Below are 13,465 nucleotides of genomic sequence, written 5' to 3' on the forward strand. Positions count from 1 at the left end.
TCTTATTTGTTACAATTGGCTTAATACCTTAAGGCGGTTTTCTATATGAACTTAAAAAAACGTACTTTAAAAGTTCAGCATACCGTCTATCGTGTTTATAAAGTGACGTACGAAACGCTTACGGCTATTGAAACTGGACAAAGCTATACTTATGAAAAGTGTCGATTATTCGTAAGAAGCTCTGTCGAAACCATTTACATATAGAATGTGAGGTGTTTTATGAAATCGAAAAACGCAATCATTTGGATTTACTTAGGACTCGTTCTCTTATTTACGCTGTTTGTAATACCGGTGAACAAAGAAACGGGCTACCTCTTCGAAGGCCTACATAGAACTTATGAAAAAGGGATTGGCGTCGCCCCTATTTGGTCTATAGGTTACTCGATAGAGGTGAAAGAAGACGATAATGACCGTGAGGTCCATAGCATACCGTATTATCAGTCAGGCGATTGGGTGGTGAAGGATGATGCGTATAAAGGTGAGGTCTATCGCCTCACCAGTATAAATTACTACCTCCATGCCTTAAGCCTAATTGTAATAACCCTTTGTTGTGGCTTCTACTATTTTATGACGAAGTCCAAGCCCCGCGAGTAAACGTTGAGATACGGCCCATTGTCATCACTCAAATGGGGCGTATTTTTTTATTTAAGGCTATTTTTCCGTGGCACTTTCCAGCAGTACCAGCGTCTTTGCATCGCAATCAAGTGCCACAGCGACACCATAGGGCAGCACCGTCATCGGCGCCGTATGACCGAAGTTCATGTTGTAGAAAATCGGCAGGTCGACGAGGCCTTCTTCACCGGCGACCACATCTAAATAGGCGTCTTTGTACGCCGCGTCGTATACCCCGCCGTGGGGGTTGCCCACGATAATGGCGCTGAGTACCTTTAGCACCCCTTGTGCCGCAAGGTTGCGCAGTGTCCATTTGACGAAATCCGGTGTCGGCTGATCTTCACTGGTCTCTAAAAACAGCACTGCGCCGCGCCACTGATCCAGCGTCGGCCATATCGATGTGCCGATAACCATCATAAACACGTCGAGACAACCGCCGAGCAAATGACCGCGCACCTTTCCACGCCCTTGAAGCACCTCGAAACCGCGTGTGTCTATCTTCCGACTCTTTGAGACGTTTTGGTTTTTTTCTTCCCACGGCACCGTTTCATTTGACCAGTACCGGCTCGGCGTTACCGCGAGCCCCTCGGTGTCCCCGAAGAGCACCGCCTGCACTGCCTGCGCCGTGTAATCGAACATCTGGACATATTCTCCGAACTCGGCCATTACCGACGGCCCGTAAAACGACGTCACCCCGGCTTTGTACAGCATTAGGTGATTAACCGTCGTATCCGAATACCCCATAAAGATTTTAGGGTGTGCACGCATGACGTCAAAGTCCACATAGGGCAACAACCGGATAGTGTCGTCGCCGCCAATGGCGCTAAATACCGCCGCGATGCTCGGGTCTTTTAGTGCGTCCATCCAGTCCTTTGCACGACATTCGGGATGTGCGGCCACAAAGGCGCTCCCCTTGAGCGCGTGGGGCATGGCGACTACCTCTAGGCCAAAGTCCACCTCTAGACGCTGTTTGGCAATAGCGTACTTGTGGTGAAACTGCGCATCGCCGAGGCCACCCCAAGAGAGGCTTACCACAGCGACTTTATCGCCGCGCTTCAATCGTCTCGGTTTAATCATAACGAGTCCCCCTTTCTATGGCCGTTCTTTGGCGTGTGTGAAACGGCACACGCGTCTTCGGCAATCTTTAATATCATCATCTTTTGTTGAAAACTCGTGCGTTAAGTGATAAAATTCTAAAGACGACGAGACGGCCAGCGAAGCGCTTAAGCGCCGCCGTGCGGTCTCAACCCCTATAAACTGCGGAGGTGAATCTATGTACAAAATGCTGCACACATGTTTTCGAGTAATGGATCTCGAAAAATCGCTTAAATTTTATGAGGAAGTCCTCGGGTTTAAGGAACTGAGAAGAAGCGACTTCCCGGAACACGGCTTTACACTGGTCTATGTCGGCAACGCACTCAGCGATTATGAAATCGAACTCACATACAACTACAACCCCGAAAAACCTTATACCATCGGCAACGGTTTCAGCCACGTAGCGGTTTCTGTAGCGGATTTAGAAGCGTCACATGCCGCTCACAGCAAACTCGGTTACAAAATAACCGACTTAATGGGACTGCCGGGGTCAAAACCACAGTATTACTTTATTACCGACCCAGACGGCTATGAAGTAGAGATTATCAGAAGCAAGTAAGTCAAGAGCTGCCCTAAGGCAGCTTTTTTTGTGGTTGTGAACAAGTTGCTTATTTTAGGTTGCTGTTATCATACCACAACTGGCTTATTTTTAAAGGGTTTTTTCTGAAAATTCACACCCCTTTTGTTACTTTTTTTGGTAAACTGTCGTTAGGGTATTCGTTCGACCACTTAAGACACTTTTTAATACCATTTAGTCAAGGCGACCGTAAATTGATTTATAAATAGCAGGAGAAAAGCATTTAGAGCGCTTGCCTTGATGTGATGGAATTTTACACTGAAGAGTCGAAACCTTAAAGCATTCGCTTTAGCCAAAGATGCGTTTTACTGCTATAAAAAATCGGTTGTGACGATAAAAACGATTTAATGGCGTTAATTTTAAGACCTGATGCTTAGCGATTTTCCAAGAGCAGGCAATGCCTTAAAAGCCCTTTACAATAGCCTATTCTTTGCTGCTCTTACTCGAACTTAACTCTTTACTGGGTACCCAGACACCGACAGTCATAAAGGAGGCTTATTTTGCGTAAAAACCGACGACCTAAACCACTTACTGTTCTACTTGCCATTGGACTATTGATTCTCGTTATACAGCTCACAGGTGCTTATGATGCCGAACACTTTGAATCCATTGAGAAAAAAACATATAGTGAACCGAAGTAGACGCGTTCAAAAGCGCGCTATCGCCACCACTTAAGTTTCGCACATCCCTCATTTTTAAAGAGCTTTTTCTGAAAATTCGATTTACTTCATAGGATTTTTTGGTAAACTATAACTGTAGAGTTTGACACATTGTACCTAGGAGGTTTCTTATGAAGAAAAAGCCCTATTTGTTTATCTTACTGATTTTTGTCTGTGGACTGCTTATCGTCCCCGTGACCAAAGAGCGCGGTTACATACACCAAGGCACCTACACGCCTTATGAAAAAACGCTTAGCGTGGCGCCGATTTGGACCGTTGGCTACAGCGTTGAAGTCCGAGAAGGGAACTACAACTCGGAAATGTACGACGCCGTATCGGTTCACCGATACCTGCACGGCACTGTTCTCGTCCTGATTACACTGAGCTATGCGGCGCTTACGGCGTACCGCTTCACGCAGTCTAAATCACAGGCCTCGTGACATTAACACAAAAAGAACCTGCACTATGAATATGCACGTTCTTCTTGTGTTGAGCGCATATCAGATTTGTGAGAGGAAACTCATTCCATCTGGCTATTGGCTTATATTGTAAGTGCGGTGAGGAAACTCGACCTCGCCTACGCGTACAATCGTTTCAAACCGTAAGGGGTGATTACTCGTGCCAATCTCCCTCATCGTATTGAAAACTTCTGAGGCAGTTGCCCAGCACCTCGCCCGCTGACTAGAAGCGCTACACAACTTTTGTTATTATAGCAGATCGGTTTAGCTTTGGTGCTCAAATCCACCGAACAGCGTAATTTCCGTTCCATAAAGCTTTGACCACCTACCATAAAAAAACGCCAAGGCATCAAGTGCTTTGACGTTTTTTTAGATTACCAATCGCCCATCATGCTTTCCATGTCCATGGTTTCAAACACGATGTCCGCCGGCGGTTCAAACAGCGCTGCATCCACTGAAGTGCCTTCTTTAATAGAAGTCACTTTTAGCGACGCCATAGTGGTTTCACCGACGATGACTTCGTACTGAAGCGGCATGGCGTACTTTTCGCTGTACCACATCTTAACGCGCACAGCGCCCATTTCCTCATCGGTTTCCGTCGCCTCAATGTAGACCACGGGCTCGCCATCCAGCGTTTCTGTCCGTGCCACGAGGTCTTCAGGCATTTCTTCTGAAAGTTCGTCCAGCATGCCCGTATCCATCATCAGACCCATTTCCTCGGCGTAGTCCACTGTTGCGCCGGTCATTTTCACACCGGTACCGGTGCCTTCGACGTACTGGTACATAACGCCTTCCTCAGCTAAGTGAATCAAAACGCTGGTGCCCATTTCAGGCACTTGAACTTCCGTTCTGGAATCGGCGCCACTGTACACGGTCTTCATCTTTGTGGTCATCCCAAAAGCGTTCATTTCAAACGCCACTTCGAGGCGTTCCGGTCGCTTTGCGCTGATAGAAGTCAGCAGCGCCGCACCCTCGAGGTCGCTATCATCTGAGGCCGTATCGTCAGCCGGTGCGTCATCTGCCGCGTCGTCTTCACCATCGTCTGATGTGTCCTCTTTTGGTGCACCTGTTGTCTGATCTGCGGCACCGTCATCAGGGGTGTCCGCAGGTGTCGAACTGTTGCCGCAAGCTGTCAGTGCCAATAGGGCACATAGCATTACAACCACAAGCCATCGTTTATTCTTCATGGTCTCCTCCTTTATTCTGTTTCAAAGACAATCATCGCCTTTTCTGAAAATGCGTCGAGGTCCGGGGTCACCGTCATATAAAACGCCCTTTCGCCTCCTTCGATGTAATAAGCGAGGATGCCGGTCGCCGTTTCACCTGCCGCCACGGCGTCGTTTGGAAACGTCCACGGGTTCACAGCCACCTCTAACTGTTCACCGGCTTCAGTATAGACGCCGTTTAAATTGATGCCGCCCATAAAGTTTACAGGGGCGTCGGAGTTGTTGGCGACGGCGATATCGAGAAGCAGGATTTCCCTGTCCTGCACATCGACTTCGGCGCCGTTTAGGGTGATGGTCAGTTGTTTGGATTCTACAGGGACGCCTATGGTGTAGGCGCTATCGATGCCCTTGCTCTCAAAGACCGATTCAAAGGTCTTGTCGAAGTCAGCCGCCACAATATCTATTGCCGGTACCAGATCGTACGCTTCACCCACATGCAAAGTGTAGCGGTCAGATGCCGCGCCGGTAATGTCAAAGGCGACTTCCCCCATGAGTTTGTTTTCAGGTGCAATGGTGCCGCCGAGGTCGCCGTCTACTGCCGCCAACGGTGCCAGAGAACAGTAGTCGCCCTCGCCGTTAACCACGTCGAGCCTGCCCATTGGGCTGTAGTTCACCGGCGCCGAACTGTGGTTAAACACTTCCAGTTGAATCAACAGATATTCCGTGCCGTCGTCGTAGGTTTTTGTACGCAGTCCAAAGACGTTGTAAAGCAGCGCATCGTCTTCATAGACCGTCCCACACGATACTGTCGCAGCCCCAGTGACGTCACGGTCGTCTGTTTCTTCCGCGTCTTCATCTGCACCTATCGCCACCGGAGGCGCCTTCGGTTCCAAGGCCGCTTCTGCGTCTTTGCCACATCCCACAGCGGCCACAGTCAGAAGCGCCGCCACCCCCAGTGTCCAAAACCCTCTTTTCATCATACCCCTCCTCGTCTTTTTTAGTCAGTCGGCGACGTTAAATGCCTCTATATTAATGGAAGCCACACATCGCCGCTTACTTCTATTGTATGCCTATTGAGGAGAAAAACGAATCACCCGGCAGACCTTTTCTTTTGGCCCATCGGCCCTTTTTTTTAGCCAGTAGGCCAAAACACGCGTGCCGGACACTATGTGGGGCTCTCCGGAAAGAGCGTTTTTAAAAAGGCGACCAATGCCTCTTCTTCTTCGGCACCCAAGGTGCGCGCCCATTTGTAGACGCCTATACCCGCGGCGCCTAGAGCGCCCCAAAGCAGAAATCCCACAAGAGATGGAGTGCCTTGAACCCCCGCAAGTACGAGGCAAATCAGTGCCGCCGTCTGCATCAGCACATAGGCGCCTAGTGCCCATTGAACCCAGGTCATTAGGCGGAAGCGGCCTTCGAAAACCGCACCGCCTGCCACGCTGTAAAATCGGCCACACTGCACCTTGGAAAAAGGGTTTTTAAAAGCCATGGTGCGCTTTTGTAAGCGAACGCTTTGCCCCTCGATTTTGCCGACAATTGGGGCGTAGCTGTGAACCATGGCGCCAAAGCGCGTGTCCACGTGTTCGCAAAGTTTTGACAGACAGGTGTCAGCCGTCATCGATGTGGTCCATTTAACCGTCACAGCAGCCTCCTCAATTAAGTAAAAAGCGTCAAAGTTACAGTATTTTCGCACGCGGTTTTAAAGCCGCCGCCCAATGGTCACTGTGGCGGCAAACCCTTCGCCGGAGTCGCCGCTGTACTTGGCGGTGCCGCCAATTGCCGCCAGTCGGCTGTCGATGCCACTGAGCCCGTTCCCCTTTAAGAGCGTCTCCGCGCCCTTGCCGTTGTCCATGACTTGCAGGCGGATGTTTTCCTCTGTTGCGACCATTGAAATCAAAAGCTTGTCGGCCTCGGCGTGTTTCAGCGTGTTGGTGACCAGTTCAGTGACCACCCGCCTGAGGGCATCGTACACAGCGGCGTCTAAGGTCGCCTGTCCTCTGAGGAAAAAGCGGGCGTCGAGTCCGCTGACGTCCACGACTTTGAGCATGTGCGCAATCTCTTTTTCAAGTGCCGCGGTGCTGTACTGTCGGCGGCTGTCCTCTGCGGCAATTGCTTTCATCTCATCAAAGCCCCCTGCCAGTGCCTCGGCGGCTTTCTCAAGACTGGCCAGCGCCCGCTGAGGCCTCAAAGGTGCGTCGACTTTGGCCACTTCGAGGAGTTTCACCGTCACCACGAGGGCGTGTCCCAAGACGTCGTGCAGTTCTCTGGCAATGTAGTTGCGCGCCCCGACGAGAGACGATTGCCTCAACAGCTCAATGTGCTGTTCAAGCTGTGCATTGGCTGCGCGCAGCGACGCATTTTCCCGTGCCAGCGCCTTTTGTGCCGCTGCATAAGCGCTGATATCCGAAAAGCTCACCGTATACTGGCGGCGTTTGTAACTGTCCACTGCGTACTTGTAGCAGTGGTCGCCGCTCTCGAGCACCCCGCCGCCCAGCGCCAGTGTCTCAGTGGCTAAGGCGTCGTCCCCAAAGGCCTTCCCATACGCGGCGTTGGCGTAGAGCCGGCGCTTTTCGCCGTCCACTACTAAAATCGGCACGTCGAGCCGCTCCACCACCTCGTGTTTCATAATTGGCGAAAGGTCGAAAAAGGCGTATTTAAAAGTGGCGTAGACAAACAGCAAAATCGACCACGTGTACACAATGGGCGTAATGTCGAAAATCTGAATCCCCAAGTAGTCGAACACCGCTTCCAGCGTCCGCGTAATGTAGATGAAGTTAAACACCAGCGGCGTCACTATGGCGATGGCGATTAGCCACCGCGCCAGACGAGACCGACTCTTCAGCTGTTTTTTAAACTGGATGCTGCACCACACGGCGCCAATGGCAAACAGCAAATAGTTGATGCCCACGTGAACGTAAAAGAGCGGGCCGAAGGTGTCGCGCCAAAAGTCGTAGGTGCTGTAGAACAGGTGGTGGTACGGGTTGGTGGCCACCACTGCAAAGGATACGGCAGCCACTGTGTAAACGGCTATGCGCCACCCCTTTTTCATGGTGCGCCCTTTGTAATAGGCAAAGGCAAAATCCAAGAACCCCGCTTCGAGCCAACAGATGCCGAAGTAGTAAAACACGATAAAAAACCAGCGGAGGGGCTCATTGGGCGCCACGGTTTTAAGGACTTTTCCCACGAGCCAAACGATCATGGCGCCTTCTACCCGAAAGAAGGCCTGTAGCGCAACGCTCCGGTTGGCCTTCATGTAGATGACCGCAAACGCCGCCACATTGATTAAAAAGGCGAAAAAGTTCCAAAGGACGATGGTCGCCACCTCTGTCTGTGCCGAATACCCCATAGCGCCTCCTATACGATGCCGTTTTCTATGGCGAATATCGCAATCTGCATACGGTCTGAAAGCGACAGTTTCTCCAGTATTTTGCTCACGTCGTTTTTAATGGTGCCCTGTGAAAACGCCAGTGCCGCGGCGATTTCTTTGTTGCTGAGTCCCGACGCTATGTGCCGGACGATGGCCAGCTCCCGATCGGTTAAGCTGTCGGCGTACTGAGCCTTATAGGCACACAGCCCCCTAAAGCGCTCAATCATCATCAGCTTCACGCTCTTGTCGATTACCGTTAAGCCGCTGTGCACGCATTTAATCGACCGCACGAGATCCCTGTGCGAGATGTTCTTGACGATGTAGCCGTCGGCATCGTTGACAAAGGCTTCCATAATGTTGTCCGGATTTTCAAAGGTGGTCAGGATGATGAGTTTCACCTCTGGAAACTGCTGTTTAATGGCCCGTGTGGCGCAGATGCCGTTCATCCCCGGCATTTCAATGTCCATCAGCACCACATCCGGCGACAGCGCTCTGCAAAGGGCAATGGCTTCTTCGCCATCTCCCCCCATGCCCACCACTTCGATTTCCGAATCGTTTTCAAGCAAGTAGCCAATGGATTCCCTTAACAACTGTTGATCGTCCACGACGATGACTTTAATCATTTTACCCTCCATAATAAGCCCTGTATTGGGTCACTGTGTCGCGTACCGACGCCAAGAGCGCATTGCTCTCGGCCATCGCCGCTTCTATTGCCCGCTCAAAAGCCGCCTCCCCAATGTGCGCGCCGGCGGTTTCTATTTTCTGAGCCAATTGTACCATTTGCGTTTCCCGAGACCCGACGACGGCCTCCAGAAGCCTGTTGATGGCTTTCTCTTTCTCCACGTGGTACGCGACTTTGGCGTAGCCACTCAGCTGTGCATGTGCCGCTTCCGCCTGTTTTTTCTTAGTTTCTAAGGTGTCGAGGAGCGCCATGAGGTCGGTGATGTCTGTAAAGGTGAGGATATGCCCCGCACGGTCTTTTAGCGGGGTGACGCTGTGGTCGTAATACCGAATGCCGTCTTTTAACGCCACTGAAATAGGCGTTTTGCCTCCCCGCCGGACGATTTGAACCTCTTGACTGTTAAACACGGCGTCCAAGTGCTCGAGGTCGATAGAAGTGTTTGAGGCGAAGGATTTTGCCGCGCGATTTTTATAGACGCATCGACCGGCTGCGTCGAGGACGATGATGGCGCTGCTGCCCATGTCCCCGACGCGGTTAAAGGCCCGCAAGGTGTAGGCCGCTTCTTTGAAGCACATGTGCTGGTAGAGGGTGACGCCCCCCAGTAGGAGCAGTTCGGTGTAATCGACAATTGGGGCTTCTGTATAGACGGCGATGAGGGTGACGGCTGCCGGTAAGTGGACGCACCAAAAGGCGGTGCGATTGAGTTTGAGGCTAAGGGCGGTGTAGAGAACGGTGCAGGTGATAAGGCTTTTTGCAAATAAGGTGTACTGGATGTGATGAAAACGGTAGTTGTGTATGAGTGGCGCCCATAGAGCCAATAGACCAAGTGCGGCGGTCACGGCGATGAGCGGTTTTGTTTTTGGATTTTTGGCGATGCGGGCGGTTTGGACGATGAGGGCGCAGAGCACGACGATTTGAACGCGTCTCAATCCGGCACAGAGCACGAGATTCGGCAACACAGACTCAAAGACGCGCAAAACAGATACAATGAGACCCGTTGCAAAGCATATGTAAAGCGGGTTGTGTTTGTTTTTTCGGTAGTGGCTGTAGACCAGACTGAACACGGCCAGTGCCGCCACAACCAGTGCCACCAGTACGTCTAAAAATTGGTAGGTGGTGTAATACCTGCCGTCGCCCATTGTGCACGCCTCCTTTTTCTTCTATTATACCACAGGGGCGCCCTAAAACGACAAAAACCGCCTGTGGTGCGGCGGTGGGAGGGGGTGTGGTAACGCCACGGTTTTGCTTTTATGCAACCTCATACGCTCCCCCCTTCTAACATAAACCATGATGGCACTTAAAAATAAGCGCTGAAATATTACGGTTTATAAAAGAGAACATCCATCGCTATTGAGGACTATCAGCCGTCAAAAAGAATTGTCTGACAATTAAAAGGAAACTATGGTAAACTAAAACTAACCGTTTGGCGTTCATCTATAAAGGAGCTCTTAATGACTTATAAAACTTTTAAGCCACATCCAGATTTAGAAGCGTTGGTCAATTTTTATTGGACCTTAGAAGTCCCCGCCGACGACAACGCTCAAAAACAACGCATCATCCCAGATGGCTGTATTGAAATGGCTTTTATTTTAGGGGATGACATCAAACGCTATACTTCAGAAGACGCATTTATTTTACAGCCCAGAGCAATGGTTCTTGGACAGACACTGGAACCGTTTTATATTCAGCCGGTAGGTGCTGTCGATACATTTGCAGTCAGTTTTTACCCCTATGGCTTTGCCAATTTCATATCGGCGCCTGTTCAAAATTTGGTTAATAAAGAAACGCCTCTGGCTCTTATCTTCGGAGAGGTGACGGCCAATGCGTTAGAGCAACACATTATTGAGGCCAAAGACACCCAAGAACGCATAGAGGTCATTGAAAAATTCCTTTTCAATAAGCTGAACGACGAAGCAACTGTTCATGCGATTGTGAAAAACACCGTTGAGACGCTTTTATCGACAAAAGGCCATGCAAAAATTAGCACTCTCCTTAAAAACGATCTGCCTAAAAGAAGGCAACTGGAACGCAAATTTCTAAAGCAGATTGGCATTAGCCCGAAGCAGTTGGCTAAAGTCATTCGCCTACAATCCGCCTTAAAATTACTGCTCAACGAGGAGACTGAAAGCCTGACGACCATTGCTTACAAAAGCGATTACTACGACCAATCGCACTTTATCAAAGACTTTAAAGAGTTCACAGGGATTAGCCCAAAAGAATTTTTAGGAAACGACACCATGGCGCTTGCCTCTCTTTTCTACAAATAACGGGCTTGTGTCGCATTTTTACAATTATATGGTGTCTCGATTGTCTATACTATAGTTGACTTTACTTTTAAAGGAGGCTAACCGCTATGAAAAGTTTTGTTTCAATTTTTGAAATTCCCGCTCTCGACATTTCACGGGCAATCAAATTTTATCAAGCTGTTCTAGACATTAAAATCGAAAAAATAGACATACCGGAAATGCCCATGGGCCTGTTCCCAACTGAAGGACAAACGACTTTTGGCGTTATCGTGCGAGGGGAAGGCTATACACCTTCTGCAAATGGCGTCACCCTCTACCTCGACGGTGGAGATGATCTCCAGCTCGTTTTGGACAAGGTTGAGAGAGAAGGGGGCAAAATTCTTGTTCCCAAGACGCTTCACGCCGACGAAAGTGGCTATTTTGCTCTATTTATCGACACAGAGGGCAATCGACTTGGGCTGCATTCTCCGCATTAGTTATAGGGTGTAAAGCAAAAGCATTAAGCTACCTTTCGCTGGTGGCTAACAGTTGTTGTTATCTAAAAAGGCTCTAAAAAAAGCAATCGTGAGGGCTCACGATTGCTTTTTTTAATGCTCATCGCTCTTACTATCCGGCATTTAATGAAGTCTCAACGAGAGCGTACACTAGTCGGACCGCTCTCCCCCCAGCAAATCGTACTTCTTCATCAGCCGCCAAAGAGTACTCCTGTGAATCCCCAAGCTGTCGGCGGCCTTAGACTTGTTGCCACCTGCTACTTTTAAAGCCGTGAGAACATCGTCTCTTTCCGTTGCGGCTTTCTCAGGCACCGCATCGAGGACGTACTCGTATTTTTTCAGCATATCGCGAATGGTGGCGCCGTCGACAACTTCTTTTTTAGAAATTACACTGACTTTCTCCACAAAGCTTTTAAGCTGGCGGATATTTCCCGGCCAAGTGTAGGTACATAGACATTTCAGCGCTTCTTCGGACAGCACGCGCGTCGCGCCGTTGTACTTCTGCCAAAAAGTCTTCGCCAGAACTTGAATGTCCGCTTGGCGTTCTCTTAGCGGCGGCACCAGTAACGTCAGAACATCCAATCTGTAAAACAAGTCCTTTCTAAAGTTGGACGCATTGGCGAGCGCTTTGATGTCCCGATTCGTCGCCGCAATAATGCGAATATCAATGGGAATGACTTGATCGCTGCCGAGTCTGACGATTTGCCGTTCCTGCAAAACGCGCAACAACCGTCCTTGCAGCGCCAACGGCATCTCACTGATTTCGTCCAAAAAAATCGTCCCCTTGTGCGCCAACTCAAATAGGCCGATTTTACCGCCTTTTCGCGCCCCTGTAAACGCCCCTTCTACATAACCAAACAACTCGCTTTCCAAAATGCTCTCCGGTATAGATGCGCAATTAATGGCCACAAACGCCTCTCGGTGACGGCGACTGGCGTTGTGAATGCTCTGTGCAAGCAGTTCCTTGCCCACGCCGGTCTCACCGGTGATAAGCACTGTCGAATGGGTGCGCGCATAAGAATGGGCAATCTCAATCAGCTCTTTAGTGGCTTGACTCTTACCTACAATATCGGCAAATGTATACGACGCATAGAGGCCCTTGTTCAGCAATGCCTGCCTTATGTGGTGCTCTGCGCTCGCAATCGTTTTAATGTCGTTAAACGTCGCAATAGCACCGATAACGCTTTCATCGTCGAGTTTTAAGGGTTTCATGCGACAGATGATTTTGTGGCCGTTCACACTGAGCATTTCCTGTGACACAGCTGTATCGGCCTCCAGAACCTCTGTCAGCTTGACAAATTCGGGGTAGCAGTCCGTCAGGCGCTTGCCGATCAACGGCTCTGAGTCCGCCGACATCAGGCGCGAGGCGACGTGGTTCGCAATGGTGATTTTGCCTTGTCTATCAATGGCGAGATACCCTTCATCAGAGTGGTTGATAACCGTGTTGAGCACTTCGTTCTTTCGGATGTTGTAGATGATTTTTTCTAGGATGGAGGCCGCCTCGTTGTAAGCACTTTCCAAAGCCACTTCACTCAGCTCGATTAACACCGCCTGCATCCCAAGCTCGCGCGCCATCATCGTCTGGCAGATGCCGCCGACGATCACTTCAACGCCTTCATCTCTGAGCTCTACCATCTGCTGAAACATCTCTTCTTCATTTTGAACAAAGACTTGTTTTAAATCCACATTGATAATCGAGTTGAGCAGTTCGAGACCGTTTAACAAATTGGTATACCCGATGACGCCGATGGATTTAGAGAGGGTGCTGGCTTTTAAAAGCGCCTTAATCAGCTCGTCAAAGGGAATGGGAATCTCCACCACCGGCTTGTCCACCGCCGCCCTGATGTTGATGGCCGTTCCACCGCGGGCTATAATGACTTTTATTTTATCGTTTTGAACAAACGCCAAATCATCCGGATCCCAGACCTGAACCCAAACGTCCTTTCCAAGCTTCTCAAAAATGCGTTTTGCCGCCTCGGCAAATATACCGTTGTAGGCTGCATAACATATATAGCGCACTTCAAACACCCCCATCCGTTTGTCTTTTTTATATTGTACCACATGAATAAGAAAACACTGAGCGCCCCCTGTTCATGGCACTCAGTGTTT

Annotated in this window: 14 protein-coding genes; 6 read left to right on the forward strand and 8 right to left on the reverse strand. The window is 49.9% G+C overall.

From position 1 onward, the window contains the following. The first annotated feature begins 219 nt into the window (after window positions 1-219). Entirely contained in the window at window positions 220-594 is a 375-nt protein-coding gene (locus ACR6HW_RS08845) for a hypothetical protein (protein WP_455730769.1), read from the forward strand. A gap of 57 nt (window positions 595-651) precedes the next feature. Here the strand turns inward: ACR6HW_RS08845 and ACR6HW_RS08850 are convergent, their stop codons facing one another. After that, the gene (locus ACR6HW_RS08850) at window positions 652-1,689 is read right to left on the reverse strand and encodes a S66 family peptidase (protein ID WP_455730770.1); all 1,038 of its coding nucleotides are present in this window, start codon (window positions 1,687-1,689) and stop codon (window positions 652-654) included. A 196-nt stretch (window positions 1,690-1,885) separates the two neighbouring features. Between ACR6HW_RS08850 and gloA the strand changes: the two genes are divergently transcribed. From gloA to ACR6HW_RS08865, 3 genes are all read left to right on the forward strand, one after another. Continuing rightward, entirely contained in the window at window positions 1,886-2,266 is a 381-nt protein-coding gene (gloA, locus tag ACR6HW_RS08855) for a lactoylglutathione lyase (RefSeq protein ID WP_455730771.1), read from the forward strand. 518 nt (window positions 2,267-2,784) lie between these two features. Beyond that, window positions 2,785-2,925 carry a hypothetical protein gene (locus tag ACR6HW_RS08860; protein WP_455730772.1) on the forward strand — a complete coding sequence of 47 codons (141 nt, stop codon included), beginning with the start codon at window positions 2,785-2,787 and terminating at the stop codon, window positions 2,923-2,925. 149 nt (window positions 2,926-3,074) lie between these two features. Next, window positions 3,075-3,383 carry a hypothetical protein gene (locus ACR6HW_RS08865; protein WP_455730773.1) on the forward strand — a complete coding sequence of 103 codons (309 nt, stop codon included), beginning with the start codon at window positions 3,075-3,077 and terminating at the stop codon, window positions 3,381-3,383. Between the two features lie 392 nt (window positions 3,384-3,775). On the opposite strand, the gene ACR6HW_RS08870 is transcribed toward ACR6HW_RS08865, so the two are convergent. From ACR6HW_RS08870 to ACR6HW_RS08895, 6 genes are all read right to left on the reverse strand, one after another. After that, complete coding sequence (locus tag ACR6HW_RS08870) at window positions 3,776-4,588, reverse strand: hypothetical protein (RefSeq protein WP_455730774.1); 813 nt, start codon at window positions 4,586-4,588, stop codon at window positions 3,776-3,778. Between the two features lie 11 nt (window positions 4,589-4,599). After that, window positions 4,600-5,547: a DUF4352 domain-containing protein gene (locus tag ACR6HW_RS08875; protein ID WP_455730775.1), complete on the reverse strand. Its 948-nt coding sequence runs from the start codon at window positions 5,545-5,547 to the stop codon at window positions 4,600-4,602. A gap of 185 nt (window positions 5,548-5,732) precedes the next feature. Further along, window positions 5,733-6,209, reverse strand: a complete 477-nt coding sequence (locus tag ACR6HW_RS08880; RefSeq protein WP_455730776.1) for a hypothetical protein — start codon at window positions 6,207-6,209, stop codon at window positions 5,733-5,735. Window positions 6,210-6,266: 57 nt separating this feature from the next. Continuing rightward, window positions 6,267-7,913, reverse strand: coding sequence for a sensor histidine kinase (locus tag ACR6HW_RS08885; RefSeq protein WP_455730777.1), 1,647 nt, complete (start codon window positions 7,911-7,913; stop codon window positions 6,267-6,269). A gap of 8 nt (window positions 7,914-7,921) precedes the next feature. Further along, window positions 7,922-8,569 (reverse strand): response regulator, encoded by a 648-nt coding sequence (locus tag ACR6HW_RS08890; RefSeq protein ID WP_455730778.1) that lies wholly within the window; start codon window positions 8,567-8,569, stop codon window positions 7,922-7,924. Continuing rightward, window positions 8,559-9,755 carry a hypothetical protein gene (locus tag ACR6HW_RS08895; protein WP_455730779.1) on the reverse strand — a complete coding sequence of 399 codons (1,197 nt, stop codon included), beginning with the start codon at window positions 9,753-9,755 and terminating at the stop codon, window positions 8,559-8,561. Before ACR6HW_RS08895 ends, ACR6HW_RS08890 begins: the two co-directional genes overlap by 11 nt. 312 nt (window positions 9,756-10,067) lie before the next feature. Between ACR6HW_RS08895 and ACR6HW_RS08900 the strand changes: the two genes are divergently transcribed. Both ACR6HW_RS08900 and ACR6HW_RS08905 read left to right on the forward strand, forming a co-directional pair. Beyond that, the gene (locus ACR6HW_RS08900; RefSeq protein WP_455730780.1) at window positions 10,068-10,883 is read left to right on the forward strand and encodes an AraC family transcriptional regulator; all 816 of its coding nucleotides are present in this window, start codon (window positions 10,068-10,070) and stop codon (window positions 10,881-10,883) included. 86 nt (window positions 10,884-10,969) lie between these two features. After that, a complete protein-coding gene (locus ACR6HW_RS08905; RefSeq protein WP_455730781.1) occupies window positions 10,970-11,338 on the forward strand; it encodes a VOC family protein in 369 nt (122 codons plus the stop codon). 168 nt (window positions 11,339-11,506) lie between these two features. On the opposite strand, the gene ACR6HW_RS08910 is transcribed toward ACR6HW_RS08905, so the two are convergent. Next, on the reverse strand, window positions 11,507-13,417 hold the full coding sequence (locus tag ACR6HW_RS08910; RefSeq protein WP_455730782.1) for a sigma 54-interacting transcriptional regulator: 1,911 nt from the start codon (window positions 13,415-13,417) through the stop codon (window positions 11,507-11,509). Between the last annotated feature and the right edge of the window lie 48 nt (window positions 13,418-13,465).

The sequence above is a fragment of the Fusibacter sp. JL298sf-3 genome, assembly GCF_053842995.1.

Excerpts from the sequence above, each read along its gene's own strand:
- ACR6HW_RS08900 (WP_455730780.1), top strand. The coding sequence starts at position 10,068 with ATGACTTATAAAACTTTTAAGCCACATCCAGATTTAGAAGCGTTGGTC.
- ACR6HW_RS08905 (WP_455730781.1), top strand. The coding sequence starts at position 10,970 with ATGAAAAGTTTTGTTTCAATTTTTGAAATTCCCGCTCTCGACATTTCA.
- ACR6HW_RS08895 (WP_455730779.1), bottom strand. The coding sequence starts at position 9,755 with ATGGGCGACGGCAGGTATTACACCACCTACCAATTTTTAGACGTACTG.
- ACR6HW_RS08890 (WP_455730778.1), bottom strand. The coding sequence starts at position 8,569 with ATGGAGGGTAAAATGATTAAAGTCATCGTCGTGGACGATCAACAGTTG.
- ACR6HW_RS08870 (WP_455730774.1), bottom strand. The coding sequence starts at position 4,588 with ATGAAGAATAAACGATGGCTTGTGGTTGTAATGCTATGTGCCCTATTG.
- ACR6HW_RS08885 (WP_455730777.1), bottom strand. The coding sequence starts at position 7,913 with ATGGGGTATTCGGCACAGACAGAGGTGGCGACCATCGTCCTTTGGAAC.
- ACR6HW_RS08845 (WP_455730769.1), top strand. The coding sequence starts at position 220 with ATGAAATCGAAAAACGCAATCATTTGGATTTACTTAGGACTCGTTCTC.
- ACR6HW_RS08850 (WP_455730770.1), bottom strand. The coding sequence starts at position 1,689 with ATGATTAAACCGAGACGATTGAAGCGCGGCGATAAAGTCGCTGTGGTA.
- ACR6HW_RS08875 (WP_455730775.1), bottom strand. The coding sequence starts at position 5,547 with ATGATGAAAAGAGGGTTTTGGACACTGGGGGTGGCGGCGCTTCTGACT.
- gloA (WP_455730771.1), top strand. The coding sequence starts at position 1,886 with ATGTACAAAATGCTGCACACATGTTTTCGAGTAATGGATCTCGAAAAA.
- ACR6HW_RS08865 (WP_455730773.1), top strand. The coding sequence starts at position 3,075 with ATGAAGAAAAAGCCCTATTTGTTTATCTTACTGATTTTTGTCTGTGGA.